Origin of the sequence: Rhizobium sp. LCM 4573, assembly GCF_001854865.1 — a bacterium.
Taxonomy (GTDB): Bacteria; Pseudomonadota; Alphaproteobacteria; order Rhizobiales; family Rhizobiaceae; genus Neorhizobium.
The window spans coordinates 19154-32533 of the sequence record NZ_MDDW01000004.1 but is presented as its reverse complement, the minus strand read 5'-3'; the positions used below and the strand labels follow the sequence as shown (position 1 = coordinate 32533).

The following is a 13380-nucleotide window of genomic DNA, read 5'->3' as shown; positions in this document are numbered from 1 at the left end:
AGGATGTACGGATATCAGCAGCCATCTGACCAATTGGGGTAAGTCTTGAAGATTGCCGTCGTCACGATTTCCGACCGCGCAAGCCGCGGCGAATACGAGGATCTGAGCGGCCCGGCGATCGCCCAATGGCTGGCGGCGGCAATCGTCACGCCTTACGAGCTCGTTCGGCGCGTCATTCCCGACGGCGTGGCCTCGGTGCGTGATACGGTGATAGATCTCTGCGACAACGAGGGTTGCGACCTGGTTTTGACGACGGGTGGTACCGGGCCGAGCCCGCGCGACGAGACCCCGGAAGCCATGCATGCCATCCTGGAAAAGGAGCTGCCGGGTTTTGGCGAGCTCATGCGGCGCGCCAGCCTCGAGCAGACGCCAACTGCCATTCTTTCGCGGCAGACGGCGGGCACGCGCGGCAAATCCTTCATCCTGAACCTGCCGGGAAAGCCTGCCTCGATCGCGATGACGCTCGCTGCGGTCTTTCCTGCCATTCCCTATTGCCTGGATCTGATCGGCGCCGGCCGGATTGAAACCAACCCGGCCCTGGTCAAGGCGCATCGCCCTCAAGGCTGAGAACTCCGGTGCGGCGGGCGCCCGGCTTTGAGAATCTCGACGTGATATTCGTAAGCTTTGGTGCGGGCGGTCGGACTCGAACCGACATGTCTTGCGACGGCGGATTTTGAGTCCGCTGCGTCTACCAATTCCGCCACGCCCGCGCCGGGATGGTGCCAAGGCCTCTATCATGCTGCGGCGCCCGTGCGCAAGTGCACGTGCGAGCGATCTTTGCCAAGGCTGAAGCGTTTCATCCGGCGACATGGGCTTCATTGTTTTAGGCAATGCTTAACAATAGTTTCGGGTTGCATTCCGCTGACGGAAACAATCGATGATTTCGTGCATTCTTCTCCTGCTTAGCCGGCAATGGATGCCGGACTTCAGGAGGATGGAGATCATGCGGAAATCTCTTCGTATTGTGTTCTTGTCGAGCTGCTTCGTTCTTCCCTTGGCTGCATCGGGTTTTTCCCAAGGCCTGTCGATCGGGGGAGAGAATGGCTTGAGCGTCGGGGTGGATACCAGCGGCGGGCTCGGGGTCGATGCATCCCTCGGCGGCTCCAACGGTGTCAACGCTAGCGCGAACGTGGGCGGTAACGGCAGTCTCGCGGATGTCGATGCCTCGGTCGGCGGAAGCAACGGAATCAATGCGGATGCGAATGTGGGCAGCCGCAGCGGCGGCGGCCTTGGCGCAACCGCAAATGCATCCGTGGGTGGTTCGAACGGCATCAATACCGGTGCCGATGTCGGCATAGGAGGACGTGACGGCGTCGGTGCGGACGTCACCGCTTCCATCGGCGGGCGCAATGGCGTCAATGCCGGAGTGGGGGTGGGCGTCGGTTCCGGCGGCATCGACGCGGATGTGGATATAGGAATCGGCGGTGGCGGCTCGGGTGGCCCCGGCGGTCCGGGCGGCCCTGGCAATGGTGGTCCCGGTAACGGCGGCCCCGGCGCCGGCGGACCCGGTGCCGGTGGTCCCGGCGGAGGGCCGGGCCTGACCCCGTCACAACGGCAGGCTTTCAACGGCATGTCCCGGGCCGAGCAGCGCAGGCTGCTTTATCGCTGTGCCGATATTACGGCAAATGGTGGCGATGCGGCTCTGGTCAGCCTGTGCAAGATGCTGCGGACGACGGCATCCCGTTAACCGAGTGCTTCAGGGCTCGCCTCCAGCGGGGCGAGCCCGTTTCAGTCAGCTCGGCCGGTCATGGCCAGGATTTTCTGACGGAGCATTCGCGCCATGTTGCGCGTGTTGCGGTAGAGGTGAAGCTGCGTGGCCACCTGCCGCACGTCGCGGTCGCCGTTTTCGGTAAGCCCGATCACGAGGCTTCCCATCTCCTCGCGTTCCTCCCAGAAGCGGCTCATGATCGGGTGATCCGGCACGGCGCAGCTGTCCGTGCGCATGATATTGGCGTCTTCGAGATGCCACTCGGTCAGCTTCATCATCAGCAGCTTGCCCGGTGAGAAGCGGGCGAAATTCTCATCATAGGCCGTCTTCCATGTATAGGCTTCACCGGCCATGAGAAAGACGACGAGGGAGGCGATGGCGCGCCCGTCGAAATCGAGGGTATGAATGCGCACGGCATCCACCTCGGCGAGATTGGTGATCGCCTCGCGGGCGAAGGCCGAGCGGTACCGGTCGTTGATCAACGCCGAGCGCTTGCGGCCCTTCCAACCTCGAGCTTCCAGCGCCAGGAATTCCTCCATCCGCAGGCGGACCTCCTCAGGCTGGCGGGCCACGCTGTAGTCGAGCCTGCCTTGCTGGCCGAGCTGGCGCCACAGGCGTCGCATCTCCCGCAGATGATGGGCGGACACCGCCTGCTTCAGATAGGCTTCGCCATCGAGATCGCTCGCCAGCATGGGCCGGGTGAACGCGTCGGTGAGCGTGATCGGCAGATTTCGCCCGATCGCCACGGCTCTCGCGAGCTGGGCGAACCGGCCGTTCGGGCGGATATCCGGCATGACCAGAACGGAGGGCAGGCGCGCCTCGCGCCGGGCCAGTCCTTCCAGCAGGTTGTCGATGGTTTCGGCTGCGTCTTCCGCATCCACCAGCGGCGTCCCGAGCGGACCAAAGGGATTGGCCCAGACGCGGATGATCGAGGCGCCGACGGAAAAGCCGGGCCTTTCCAGGGTGAAGGGCATCAGCAGCCGCATGCGGCTCGTGGCGCCGCTCTCGTCGCGGATCAGCGCGAGTCGGACCTGCTTGTCCTCGACCCTCGGCATCGCCGGGACGAGCAAGCGGGCGCTGAAGAAGATGTTGGGTTCCATGGCGCGGTTGGAGAGGAATTCCAGCTCCTCCTGGAGGTCGTAGCCGAACGCGGCCGGATAGAGGCAGAGCTCGCGGCCCGGCCTGCCGACCTGCAGCCGTGTGTCGGCATCCGGACGCTCGGGACGGAACGGCTGGCCGAGCGCCGGAGGGAGAGCGCTTCCATTTCTCTGGGGATCGCCGCCGGTCGGGGTTTCAGCCATGTGGTCTTGCCTTTGAAGATGCGGCGGCGAGCGGCGCGGCAAAGGCGAAGAGCACGATGCCGAGCGTCCGACGAACCGCGATATGCAGGAGAACCGCTTCGATCGTCATGGCCAGCGCGGTTGCCATTGCCGCGCCCATGAGGCCGAAGCGGGGAATGAGGACGATGTTGAGGCCGATATTGATCGCGAGAATGGCGGCGTAGAGCGCCACGCAGAGTTTCTGCCGGTCGGCCATGCTCAGGAGAACCTCCCCAGGGCCGACCATCGCCTTGGCGAGGATGCCCGCGAGCAATATGGCCATCAGGCCGTAGCCGGCTGTGAAGGCCGGGCCGAAGAGCGATAGCAGCACCTCGCCGAACGCCAGAACCACKAGCCCGACGCCGAGCGCCGRCCAGAAGCTCCAGCGCGCCGCCTGGCCGGCGAAGGCGGCAAGTGCCGGCATGTCGCCCTCGGCGATGATGGCGGAAAAGCGCGGTCCGACCGCGGCCTTGATCGCGAAGGAGACGAACTGCACCAGCACGACGGTCTTTGCCGCCGCGTAGTAGATGGCCACTTGGTCCGGGGGCAGGTAGAAACCCACGACCACCACGTCGGCATTGGTGAGCAGGAAGCCGATGCCGTCCACCATGAAGACGGGGAGCGAGTAGCGGAACCAGGTGCCCGCTTCGATCTGCAGGCCTCCGGAGCCGTATTCCCGCCGCAGCCGTCCCCGCATGCGCAGGAATTGGGTGAGCGTCGTCACGTAGGTGGCGGCGAGCGCGGCCTCCATGGCGGTGGCGGCGGTCCGCGGCGCGCCCATCCAGAGTGCCGCCAGCATGAAGGCGAGGATCAGCGCCGGCCGGATGAGATAGGTGGGGCTCAGTGCTGTAATCGTCCAGCCGCTCGCCCTCGCGGTGCCGTCCAGCACGTCGCCGAGTGCGATCATCGGCAGCGTGAAGAGTGCCAGGAAGACCGGCACCGTCCAATAGGCTTCGATCGTGCCGCCGAAGAAGCGCAGGAAGAGAAAGCCGAAGAAGGCAAGCGTGATTGCCGAGACCATCGCGAAGATGCGGACGCTGACATGAAGCCCACGGATCGCGTCGAATTCRCCGCGTGACTTGTGGTGCGGCAGGAAACGGATCACCGACGTGTGGAAGCCGAGGCAGGAGAGATTTCCGGCGAGGACCACCAGAACCCAGACGAAGGCGAAGATGCCGTATTCGAATTCGCCCATCAGCCGGGCCAGCACGATCTGCGAGATAAAGGCGATCGCGGCGCTCAGAACGCGGATGACGAAAGCGGTCAGCGCGCGACGCTGGGCGCGGGCATCTTCGCTGTCTTCGGCAAGCGTGGCGGCGAGCTTGCGGGCGAGCGGCGACAGCCGGGCACGCAGACCTGGCGGCAGCAATCTTTCCGCTGTCTCGATGACCGCCATGATGGGCAACGCAAAACTCGAACACGCAAGGGACAATCGGAAGGATTGTTGCCACGGCGGAGTTAAGAAAGGGTTCGCCGCCGCCCTTCGTCATCCCTGTGACAAGCACAGGAATGACGGCATTTGAGCAGAACCGTAAAGAGTAATACCCACATAACAAAGACGCCGCCCGTTGGGCGGCGTCGCATCGTCCTGCCGGGCGCTGAGCCTCAGACCTGTTCGAAAGCCCCGTGGCAATGCTTGTACTTCTTGCCGGAGCCGCAGGGGCATGGCTCGTTGCGGCCGACCTTGCCCCAGGTGGCGGGATCTTCCGGCGTCCGGTCCTGCGCCACGGCGAGCACATTCTGGCCGCCGAAGCCGGCCATTTCGTCCTCGCCGGTCGTCGGATCGAAGTGATGCGCCTCCATGACCTGCGGCGGCTCGGGTGAGGGCGGGGCCTCGCGCACCAGCTCGACGCGCATGATCTGCGCCGTCACCGCTTCGCGCAGGTTCGCGAGCAGGGCCTGGAAGAGTTCGAAGGCTTCCGCCTTGTATTCCTGCAGCGGGTCGCGCTGGGCATAGCCACGGAAGCCGATGACGGAGCGCAGGTGGTCGAGATTGACGATATGCTCGCGCCACAGGTGGTCGAGCGTTTGCAGCACGACCGAGCGTTCGACATAGGTCATGATCTCGGGGCCGAAGCGCTCGCGGCGGTCCGCTGCGGCCTCGTCAGCAGCTTTGGTGATGCGCTCGCGTATATCGTCCTCGCCAATGCCTTCTTCCTGCACCCAGTCCTCGATCGGCAGATCGAGGTTGAGGAGACGCTGGACGTCTTCCCTCAGACCGACCGCATTCCACTGCTCTGCATAGGCGCGCTCGGGGATATGCTTGGTGACGAGAACCTCTATCACCTCGCTGCGCATGTCCTCGATCGTTTCCGATACGTCCTCGGCATCCATCATCTCGATGCGCTGCTCGAAGATCACCTTGCGCTGGTCGTTGGTGACGTCGTCGTATTTCAGAAGGTTCTTGCGGATGTCGAAGTTGCGGGCCTCGACCTTTTTCTGGGCGCGTTCGAGCGCCTTGTTGATCCACGGATGAACGATCGACTCGCCTTCCTTGAGACCGAGCTTCTGCAGCATTCCGTCCATGCGGTCGGAGCCGAAGATGCGCATCAGGTCGTCCTGAAGCGAGAGGTAGAATTTCGAGCGGCCCGGATCGCCCTGGCGGCCGGAGCGGCCACGCAGCTGGTTGTCGATACGGCGGCTTTCATGGCGTTCGGTGGYGATGACGTAGAGACCGCCGGCGGCGAGCGCCTTCTCCTTGAGGTTCTTCACCTCTTCGCGGATGGCGGCTTCCTTGGCGGCGCGTTCCGCCTCGTCCTCGATGCCTTCCAGCTCGCGCTCGAGGCGCATGTCGATATTGCCGCCGAGCTGGATGTCGGTACCGCGGCCGGCCATGTTGGTGGCGATCGTGACGGCACCCGGCACGCCGGCCTGGGAAACGATATAGGCCTCCTGCTCGTGATAGCGCGCGTTCAGCACCTGGAACTTGTCGAAGCCAGATTTGCGCAGCAGGTCGGCGAGCAGTTCCGATTTCTCGATGGACGTCGTGCCGACCAGCACCGGCTGGCCGCGCTCGTGCGCATCCTTGATCTCGGCGATGATCGCCTTGTACTTCTCGTCGAAGGTCCGATAGACCTCGTCGTCCTCGTCGATGCGCTGGATTGGCAGGTTGGTCGGCACTTCGACCACCTCCAGCTTGTAGATGTTGCCGAATTCCTCCGCTTCCGTCGAGGCCGTGCCGGTCATGCCGGCGAGCTTCTCGTACATGCGGAAATAGTTCTGGAAGGTGATCGAGGCGAGCGTCTGGTTCTCGGGCTGGATCTGCACCTTTTCCTTGGCTTCCAGCGCCTGATGCTGGCCTTCGGAATAGCGGCGGCCCGGCATCATGCGGCCGGTGAACTCGTCGATGATGACAATCTCGCCGTTGCGGACGATATAGTCCTTGTCGCGGGTGAAGAGCTTGTGGGCCTTCAGCGCGTTATTGATGTGGTGAACGATCGCGACGTTCTCGACGTCGTAGAGCGATTCGCCCTTGAGAAGCCCGGCCTGACGCAGCAGGTTTTCGAGCTTCTCGGTGCCGACTTCGGAGAAGTTGGCGGAGCGCTGCTTTTCGTCGATCTCGTAATCGGCCTCGTCCAGCATCGGAATGAAGGCGTCGATCGTATTGTAGAGATCGGAGCGGTCGTCCAGCGGACCGGAGATGATGAGCGGCGTGCGCGCCTCGTCGACCAGGATGGAATCCACTTCGTCGACGATCGCGTAATTGTGGCCCCGCTGGACCATCTGCGACCGCTCGTACTTCATGTTGTCGCGAAGATAGTCGAAGCCGAGTTCGTTATTGGTCGCATAGGTGATGTCGCAGGCATAGGCCGCGCGGCGTTCGTCGTCGTTGAGGCCGTGGACGATGACGCCGGTGGTGAGCCCGAGAAAGCCGTAGAGCCGGCCCATCGTGCCGGCGTCGCGGCTTGCCAGATAATCGTTGACGGTCACCACGTGAACGCCCTTGCCGGCGAGCGCGTTGAGGTAGACCGGAAGGGTGGCCACCAAGGTTTTGCCTTCGCCCGTCTTCATTTCGGCGATGGATCCTTCATGCAGGATCATGCCGCCGGTAAGCTGCACGTCGAAGGGACGCATCCCAAGAACGCGGCGCGAGGCCTCGCGCACCACGGCGAAGGCCGGTATCAGGATATCGTCGAGCGTCTTGCCTTCGGCCAGCAACTGCCGAAACTCGCCGGTCTTGGCCGCCAGCTGCTGATCGGTGAGAGCCTTCGTCTTTTCCTCGATGGCATTGATCGCATCGATCTTGGACCGGTAGGAACGGACGCGGCGATCATTCGCCGAACCAAACAATTTGCGGGCTATGCCGCCGAAGCTGACCATACGAATGGTCCTTTCTCAAGATGTCTGCCTAAGACTCGCGGGCTTGCGGCATCACGGGTTCCTTTGTCCTCAAAACCCCGTGCGTGGCCCGGAAACTCTTCTGGACGCAAAGTTGCGTGACAGATAAGAGGGGGGTCGAATTATGTCAACGGTGACGGCTGATACACAATGGCCACAATCCGGTGTTTGTGAGGGTTTCCGGCCGGAATCGGGCATTCGATACCGGCGTCTATCGAAAGGTTGAATCGATGTTGCGCAATAAATTTCTCGCAACGGCTGCGCTTGTCGTGGCAGTCTCGTTCCAGGCTCCGGTCTTCGCCCAGGAAGATGCGGTCGTTGCAAAGGTCGGCGATCTGGAAATCCGCCAGTCGGAGCTCGATCTCGCCGTGCAGAACCTCGATCCGCAGCTTCAGCAGTTGCCGGACGACCAGAAGCGCGTCGCCGCGCTGTCGGGTGCGATCGACGTGAAGCTGCTCGCCAAGGGCGCCATCGACGAAGGCATGAAGGATACCGAGGACTTCAAGCAGCGCATGGCCTATATCGAGGCTCGCGAACTGCACAACTCCTACTTCCGCAAGTATGTCGTGGATGCCGTGACGCCCGAAGAGGTCAAGGCCCGCTACGACAAGGAAATCGCCGCCATGCCGAAGCAGGAAGAGGTGCATGCCCGTCACATCCTGGTGAAGACCGAGGATGAGGCGAAGGCGGTCATCGCTGAACTCGACGGCGGCAAGGATTTCGCGGAAGTCGCCAAGGAAAAATCCCAGGATTCCAACAAGGACGACGGTGGCGATCTCGGCTGGTTTACCAAGGGCCGCATGGTTCCCGAGTTCGAGGAAGCCGCCTTCGCGCTCGAAAAGGGCGCCTATACCAAGACCCCGGTTAAGTCGCAGTTCGGTTTCCACGTCATCAAGCTCGAAGACCGTCGCGACGTGCAGCCGCCGGCGCTCGACCAGGTCGAGCCGCAAGTCAAGCAGCTCGTCATGCGCGACAAGTATCTGGCCGTGATCGAGAAGGCCAAGGGCGAGGAGAAGGTCGAGATCATGGACGAGGCGCTCCGCAAGGGCTACGAAGACGCCAACAAGGCGCCGGAAGCCGGCCAAGAGCCTGCGCCGCAGCAGTAACATTCAATCGAGGGCCCGGATTTCCGGGCCCTTCCACGTTCAGCCGGGTTGCTATCAGATGTCCGTCTCCGTTTCTCCCCTTGCTCCGAAATCCTATCCCGAGATGCCGGCGCTGCGCGGCGTGCGCATGGCGACTGCCGCCGCCGGCATCAAATACAAGAACCGCACGGACGTGCTTTTGATGGTCTTCGACAAGCCGGCTTCGGTGGCCGGCGTCTTCACCCGTTCCAAGTGCCCTTCGGCACCGGTGGATTTCTGCCGCGCCAATCTGTCGCATGGGGTGGCGCGCGCCGTGGTCGTCAATTCCGGCAATGCCAACGCCTTCACCGGCCTGAAGGGGCGGGCGGCGACGGCGCTGACCGCGAAATCGGCCGCCGCCGCCGTCGGCTGCGCCGAGAACGAGGTTTACCTCGCCTCGACCGGGGTTATCGGCGAGCCGCTCGATGCTTCCAAATTCGCGGGCGTCCTGGGTGACATGAACACTTCGGCGACAGGCGATTTCTGGCAGGAAGCCGCCAAGGCCATCATGACCACCGACACCTATCCGAAGGTCGCGACCCGCACCGCCGAGATCGGTGGCGTGAAGGTGACGATCAACGGCATCGCCAAGGGCGCCGGCATGATCGCTCCCGACATGGCGACCATGCTCTCCTTCGTGGTGACGGATGCGGATATCGCATCGCCCGTGCTGCAATCCTTGCTATCCGCCGGCGTGGAGCCGAGCTTCAACTCGATGACCGTCGATAGCGACACATCGACCTCCGACACGCTGATGCTGTTTGCAACCGGGGCGGCGGCGGCCGATGGCCAGAAGCGGATCGAGGATGCAAACGATCCGGCGCTTGGCGATTTCCGCGCAGCTCTTAACGACCTTCTGAAAGCGCTGGCGATCCAGGTCGCCCGCGACGGCGAAGGCGCGACGAAGATGCTGGAAATCACGGTGACCGGCGCCGAAAGCAATGCGGCGGCAAAGACCATCGCGCTGTCGATCGCCAATTCGCCGCTCGTCAAGACTGCCGCCGCCGGCGAAGACGCCAATTGGGGACGCATCGTCATGGCTGTCGGCAAGGCCGGCGAAGCCGCCGATCGCGACCGTCTGGCGATCTGGTTCGGCGACGTCCGCGTTGCTGTCAACGGTGAGCGCGATCCGGATTATTCCGAAGATGCTGCGTCGGACGTCATGAAGAAACAGGATATTCCGGTAAGGGTGGATCTCGGTCTTGGAAACGGCACGGCAACCGTCTGGACCTGCGACCTCACGAAGGAATATGTCGCCATCAACGGCGATTACCGGAGCTGAGGGAGTGATGCAGGCAATTTCCCCCCGTAGCGATCTGCCTCTCGTCAGGCGTCTGGAGGCCGTGGGCTTCCGCGCCTGGCCGGCCGCCTCGGTCGCCTATGACGGCAGCTGGCAGATACGCCTGACCGGCGGGCATCCCTCCAAGCGGCTGAACTGCGTCGTGCCACTCGATCCGTCCGACTGTCGCGACATGGAATTGCGGCTGGAGAAGGCGCGCCAGCGCTTCGAGGCCTATGGCCGGCCGCTGATCGTGCGCGAGACGCCGCTCGCGCCGCCGCCGCTCATCGACATGATGGAGAAGAACGGCTGGCAGGCTTTCGAGACGGTCAACGTGCTGACCGCCGATCTTACGAAAATCGATCTTCCCGATACGGTCCATCTCCTGCCCGGCCACAATGTCGGCCGTTTCGTGGATGCGAGCCTTGCCGTGACCGGCGAGGATGTCTCCTTGAAGCCGGCGCTGGCGGAAATCCTGAACGCCATCAAGCCGGCAAGCGGCCTCTTCGTGGTCGAGGACCCGAAGGCGGGACCGGTTGCGGCGACGCTCTGCGTGCAGGACAACGATCTCGCCGGCATCATCTCGTTTGCCGTGAAGCCGGAACGCCGGCGGAATGGGGTCGGCACCGACATGCTCTCCTCGGCGCTGCGCTGGGCGCGGGTCAGCGGCGCGCGCATGGCCTGGCTGCAGGTCGTCGATACCAACGAGCCGGCGCTGGCGCTCTACCGCAAGCTCGGTTTCCGCCATGCCTACGACTATCGCTATTGGTGCAGGGAGACCTGAGGTGAGCGAGGGTCCGAAGAAGCTTCTGCTCGTCGCCGCCTGCGCCCTCGTCGATACCGACGGGCGCATCCTGCTCGCCCAGCGGCCCGAGGGCAAGGCGCTTGCCGGCCTCTGGGAATTTCCCGGCGGCAAGGTCGAGCCGGGCGAAACGCCGGAGGAGACGCTGATACGGGAGCTTCACGAGGAGCTCGGCATCACGACCAAGACTGCCTGCCTCGCGCCGCTCACCTTTGCCAGCCACACCTACGAAACCTTCCACCTGCTGATGCCGCTCTATGTTTGCCGGCGGTTCGAGGGAGTGCCGGTCGGGCGGGAAGGGCAGGCCATCAAATGGGTTCGGGCGAAAGCGCTTCGCGACTATCCCATGCCGCCGGCCGACGAGCCGCTGATCCCCATTCTCCAGGACCTCCTGTAATTCAAATTAGACGGGCCGAATTCATTCCGTATTAACCGTTCATTTAGCCGGGCATGATAGGCCGGAGCCACCAGGCAGTATTTGCGTCGACGGGGCTTTGAGAGAATGGATGAGGAATTCTGGAAGACTGTGCGTGTCCGGCAGCGGGCGACGTACAGGTCCGGTATGACCGGTGCGCTCAATGCCGCACTTCTGTTCGGCACGGCCGCAATCGCTCTCTCGCTGATCATCACGCCCATGCTTTCGGATCGCACGGACGGGCGGCGGCTCGCCCAGGTGCAGGAAGAGTTCGACCGGATCACCACCGGCTCGATACAGGTTGATAAGGGCAGCAAGCACTACACCATCCGGCGCAGCGTCCTCCAGGAAACGCCGGGTTCCGTCTGTATCGTCAAGGGTTACGGCGCGGGCGGCGATTGTTGAAACGGCGAAACGTTCCGCATTCGAAGCCATCGGGCGGAAGGCAACGGGAATAAGAGCAATCCATGCATCTCCTTCGATCCTTCCTCCGCGACAGCCATGGAGCGAGCGCCGTCGAATACGGGCTTATCGCGGCGATCATCGGCGGCGCCCTCATCCTGGGGCTCGGCGCCTTTTCCGAAGCGCTGCAGAACACCTTTACGACCGTCGAAAACAGCATCGAAAAGCCGATCAACTAAGCTCATTCATTTCATCTACGGCTTGCTTGCGTCGCGCAGGGCATCGGCGAGCCGCGCCTTTGCCGATCCCGGCTTCAGCGGCTTCTGCTGGCTTTCATGCGGCGCCCAGCCCGAGGCGTAGATGATCGAGAAGGTCGCACGGACACGGCCATCCGGATCGGCATAGCGTTCGGCATAGAGTTCCGCCGCTCTCAGGAAGAACCGCCGTGTGACCGGCGTTCTGCTGCGGCCGGCAAGCGGATTGGTCATGCCCATGGCGCGCAGATCGCGCATCAGGGGAAACAGGGAATCGTAGCGGACCGTGTAGGTTTCCGCGTCGACCACGGGCAGCGCGAAACCGGCACGCTGCAGGAGCCCGCCCACATCGCGGACATCGGCAAAGGGGATGACGCGCGGGCTTGCTCCGCCGGTCAGCTCGGCCTCGGCTGCGAGCAGGACATCCCGCAATTCAGAAAGCGTGCCGGCGCCGGGGATCGCCGCAAGAAAGAGGCCGTCCGGCTTCAGAGCCCGCCGGATACGGATCAGCGTTCCCGGCGTGTCGTTGGTGAGATGCAGCGCCAGCGGCGAAAGCACGAGGTTGACGGATTCGGGGGCAAGCGGCACGTCGTCCAGTCCGGCCTCGCGCACATCCTCGCCGGGAGCGGCAAATATCCCGCTGGTCTCGATTCGGTTGATGCTGCCGATCTTGCCGGTTGCCAGGCTCTGCCTTGCAGCGGCACCCGTGCCGCCGTGAAGCTCGACCGCCGTTTCGAAGCTCCGCTCAACGACGGCGAGGCGTTCGGCCAACTCGCGGGCGGCGATCTCCAGAAGGAAGCCGGCGCCGTTGCCGTTCTGTAAGTAGGCTCGCTCGCGGCGGCGGGCGGCCAAGTGCTGATCRAAGATTATTTCCATGTTCACATCGCTTTCATTCTCCATTCGCAAAGGCGCCTGCCGTCGGTTAATGTCAAGATATGCCCGCCGAGCCGATACCTTCTGCTGCGTCAATTCTAGCATCCCTCGCGGGAGGGTGGATGAAATCGCTCGGCAACCTCGTATATCCGCCGACTTGCCTCGGCTGCGGCATCCGGACGGGGCGACACGGCGCTTTCTGCGGTGAGTGCTGGTCGCAAATCCGTTTCATCGAGCGCCCCTATTGCGATGTGCTGGGCCTGCCGTTCTCCTACGATCCGGGACCCGGCATGCTTTCGGCGCAGGCGATCGCCGAGCCGCCGGTATTCGACCGGCTGCGTTCGGTGGCGATTCACGAGGGCGCCGCGCGCAACCTCGTGCACTCCCTGAAATATCGCGACCGTACCAATCTGGCGCCGATGATGGCCGAGTGGATGCTGAGGGCTTCCGACGGCCATGTCGCCAACTGCGACGGCATCGTTCCGGTTCCCCTGCACCGGCTGCGCTTCGCGCTCCGGAAATTCAACCAGGCGGCCGAGCTCGGGCGGCATATCGCGCGTCTCTCGGGCAAGCCCTTCCTGCCGGAAGCACTCGCCAGGGTGAAGCGCACGAGCCGACAGGTGGGGCTGACCGCGCGGGGCCGGGAGGACAATGTGCGCGGGGCCTTCGCAACTCCTCCGGGCCGGGAGGGGGAGGTTTTCGGCAAGCGACTGGTACTGGTGGACGATGTCTACACCACTGGCGCCACGGTCTCTTCCGCCACGCGCGCGCTGAAGAAGGCGGGAGCCGCGGAGGTCACGGTTTTGACCTTTGCAATGGCTGTCGCCGGGCCTATATGACAAACAAGACAATTTCGCGCGGCCCGC

General features: G+C 63.5%; 13 protein-coding genes and 1 tRNA gene. 9 read left to right on the top strand and 5 right to left on the bottom strand.

What is annotated here, in order from left to right:
* The first annotated feature begins 45 nt into the window (after positions 1–45).
* Complete coding sequence (gene mog, locus LCM4573_RS09185) at positions 46–567, top strand: molybdopterin adenylyltransferase (RefSeq protein ID WP_071005987.1); 522 nt, start codon at positions 46–48, stop codon at positions 565–567.
* A gap of 58 nt (positions 568–625) precedes the next feature.
* Here the strand turns inward: mog and LCM4573_RS09180 are convergent.
* Positions 626–710: transfer RNA gene (locus LCM4573_RS09180), tRNA-Leu, on the bottom strand.
* 233 nt (positions 711–943) lie between these two features.
* On the opposite strand from LCM4573_RS09180, the gene LCM4573_RS09175 reads away from it, so the two are divergent.
* Positions 944–1687: a hypothetical protein gene (locus tag LCM4573_RS09175; RefSeq protein WP_071006266.1), complete on the top strand. Its 744-nt coding sequence runs from the start codon at positions 944–946 to the stop codon at positions 1685–1687.
* Between the two features lie 41 nt (positions 1688–1728).
* Here the strand turns inward: LCM4573_RS09175 and LCM4573_RS09170 are convergent, their stop codons facing one another.
* The 3 genes from LCM4573_RS09170 to secA all read right to left on the bottom strand — a co-directional run bounded on the left by LCM4573_RS09170 (position 1729) and on the right by secA (position 7347).
* Positions 1729–3009 carry a GNAT family N-acetyltransferase gene (locus LCM4573_RS09170; protein ID WP_071005986.1) on the bottom strand — a complete coding sequence of 427 codons (1281 nt, stop codon included), beginning with the start codon at positions 3007–3009 and terminating at the stop codon, positions 1729–1731.
* Complete coding sequence (locus tag LCM4573_RS09165; protein WP_274534849.1) at positions 3002–4432, bottom strand: lipopolysaccharide biosynthesis protein; 1431 nt, start codon at positions 4430–4432, stop codon at positions 3002–3004. The genes LCM4573_RS09170 and LCM4573_RS09165 overlap by 8 nt, the downstream gene beginning before the upstream one ends.
* A gap of 200 nt (positions 4433–4632) precedes the next feature.
* A complete protein-coding gene (gene secA / locus LCM4573_RS09160; RefSeq protein ID WP_071005985.1) occupies positions 4633–7347 on the bottom strand; it encodes a preprotein translocase subunit SecA in 2715 nt (904 codons plus the stop codon).
* Between the two features lie 248 nt (positions 7348–7595).
* Here secA and LCM4573_RS09155 point away from each other — a divergent pair, with 248 nt between their 5' ends.
* The 6 genes from LCM4573_RS09155 to LCM4573_RS09130 all read left to right on the top strand — a co-directional run bounded on the left by LCM4573_RS09155 (position 7596) and on the right by LCM4573_RS09130 (position 11626).
* A complete protein-coding gene (locus tag LCM4573_RS09155) occupies positions 7596–8471 on the top strand; it encodes a peptidylprolyl isomerase (RefSeq protein WP_071005984.1) in 876 nt (291 codons plus the stop codon).
* A gap of 58 nt (positions 8472–8529) precedes the next feature.
* The gene (gene argJ / locus LCM4573_RS09150; protein WP_071005983.1) at positions 8530–9771 is read left to right on the top strand and encodes a bifunctional glutamate N-acetyltransferase/amino-acid acetyltransferase ArgJ; all 1242 of its coding nucleotides are present in this window, start codon (positions 8530–8532) and stop codon (positions 9769–9771) included.
* A 7-nt stretch (positions 9772–9778) separates the two neighbouring features.
* Positions 9779–10552, top strand: a complete 774-nt coding sequence (locus LCM4573_RS09145) for an N-acetyltransferase (protein ID WP_071005982.1) — start codon at positions 9779–9781, stop codon at positions 10550–10552.
* A gap of 1 nt (position 10553) precedes the next feature.
* Positions 10554–10967 (top strand): 8-oxo-dGTP diphosphatase MutT, encoded by a 414-nt coding sequence (gene mutT, locus LCM4573_RS09140; protein WP_071005981.1) that lies wholly within the window; start codon positions 10554–10556, stop codon positions 10965–10967.
* Positions 10968–11072: 105 nt separating this feature from the next.
* Complete coding sequence (locus LCM4573_RS09135) at positions 11073–11390, top strand: hypothetical protein (RefSeq protein WP_071005980.1); 318 nt, start codon at positions 11073–11075, stop codon at positions 11388–11390.
* 62 nt (positions 11391–11452) lie between these two features.
* Positions 11453–11626 (top strand): Flp family type IVb pilin, encoded by a 174-nt coding sequence (locus LCM4573_RS09130; RefSeq protein WP_071005979.1) that lies wholly within the window; start codon positions 11453–11455, stop codon positions 11624–11626.
* Between the two features lie 15 nt (positions 11627–11641).
* On the opposite strand, the gene LCM4573_RS09125 is transcribed toward LCM4573_RS09130, so the two are convergent.
* Complete coding sequence (locus LCM4573_RS09125; protein WP_071006264.1) at positions 11642–12517, bottom strand: methyltransferase domain-containing protein; 876 nt, start codon at positions 12515–12517, stop codon at positions 11642–11644.
* Positions 12518–12636: 119 nt separating this feature from the next.
* Here LCM4573_RS09125 and LCM4573_RS09120 point away from each other — a divergent pair, with 119 nt between their 5' ends.
* Positions 12637–13353: a ComF family protein gene (locus LCM4573_RS09120; RefSeq protein ID WP_244505284.1), complete on the top strand. Its 717-nt coding sequence runs from the start codon at positions 12637–12639 to the stop codon at positions 13351–13353.
* Positions 13354–13380: the final 27 nt, after the last annotated feature.

Bases quoted from the DNA above. Each gene is read 5' to 3' on its own strand.
- LCM4573_RS09130 (WP_071005979.1), top strand. From the start codon at position 11,453: ATGCATCTCCTTCGATCCTTCCTCCGCGACAGCCATGGAGCGAGCGCC.
- LCM4573_RS09135 (WP_071005980.1), top strand. From the start codon at position 11,073: ATGGATGAGGAATTCTGGAAGACTGTGCGTGTCCGGCAGCGGGCGACG.
- LCM4573_RS09175 (WP_071006266.1), top strand. From the start codon at position 944: ATGCGGAAATCTCTTCGTATTGTGTTCTTGTCGAGCTGCTTCGTTCTT.
- LCM4573_RS09155 (WP_071005984.1), top strand. From the start codon at position 7,596: ATGTTGCGCAATAAATTTCTCGCAACGGCTGCGCTTGTCGTGGCAGTC.
- LCM4573_RS09145 (WP_071005982.1), top strand. From the start codon at position 9,779: ATGCAGGCAATTTCCCCCCGTAGCGATCTGCCTCTCGTCAGGCGTCTG.
- argJ (WP_071005983.1), top strand. From the start codon at position 8,530: ATGTCCGTCTCCGTTTCTCCCCTTGCTCCGAAATCCTATCCCGAGATG.
- LCM4573_RS09120 (WP_244505284.1), top strand. From the start codon at position 12,637: ATGAAATCGCTCGGCAACCTCGTATATCCGCCGACTTGCCTCGGCTGC.
- LCM4573_RS09170 (WP_071005986.1), bottom strand. From the start codon at position 3,009: ATGGCTGAAACCCCGACCGGCGGCGATCCCCAGAGAAATGGAAGCGCT.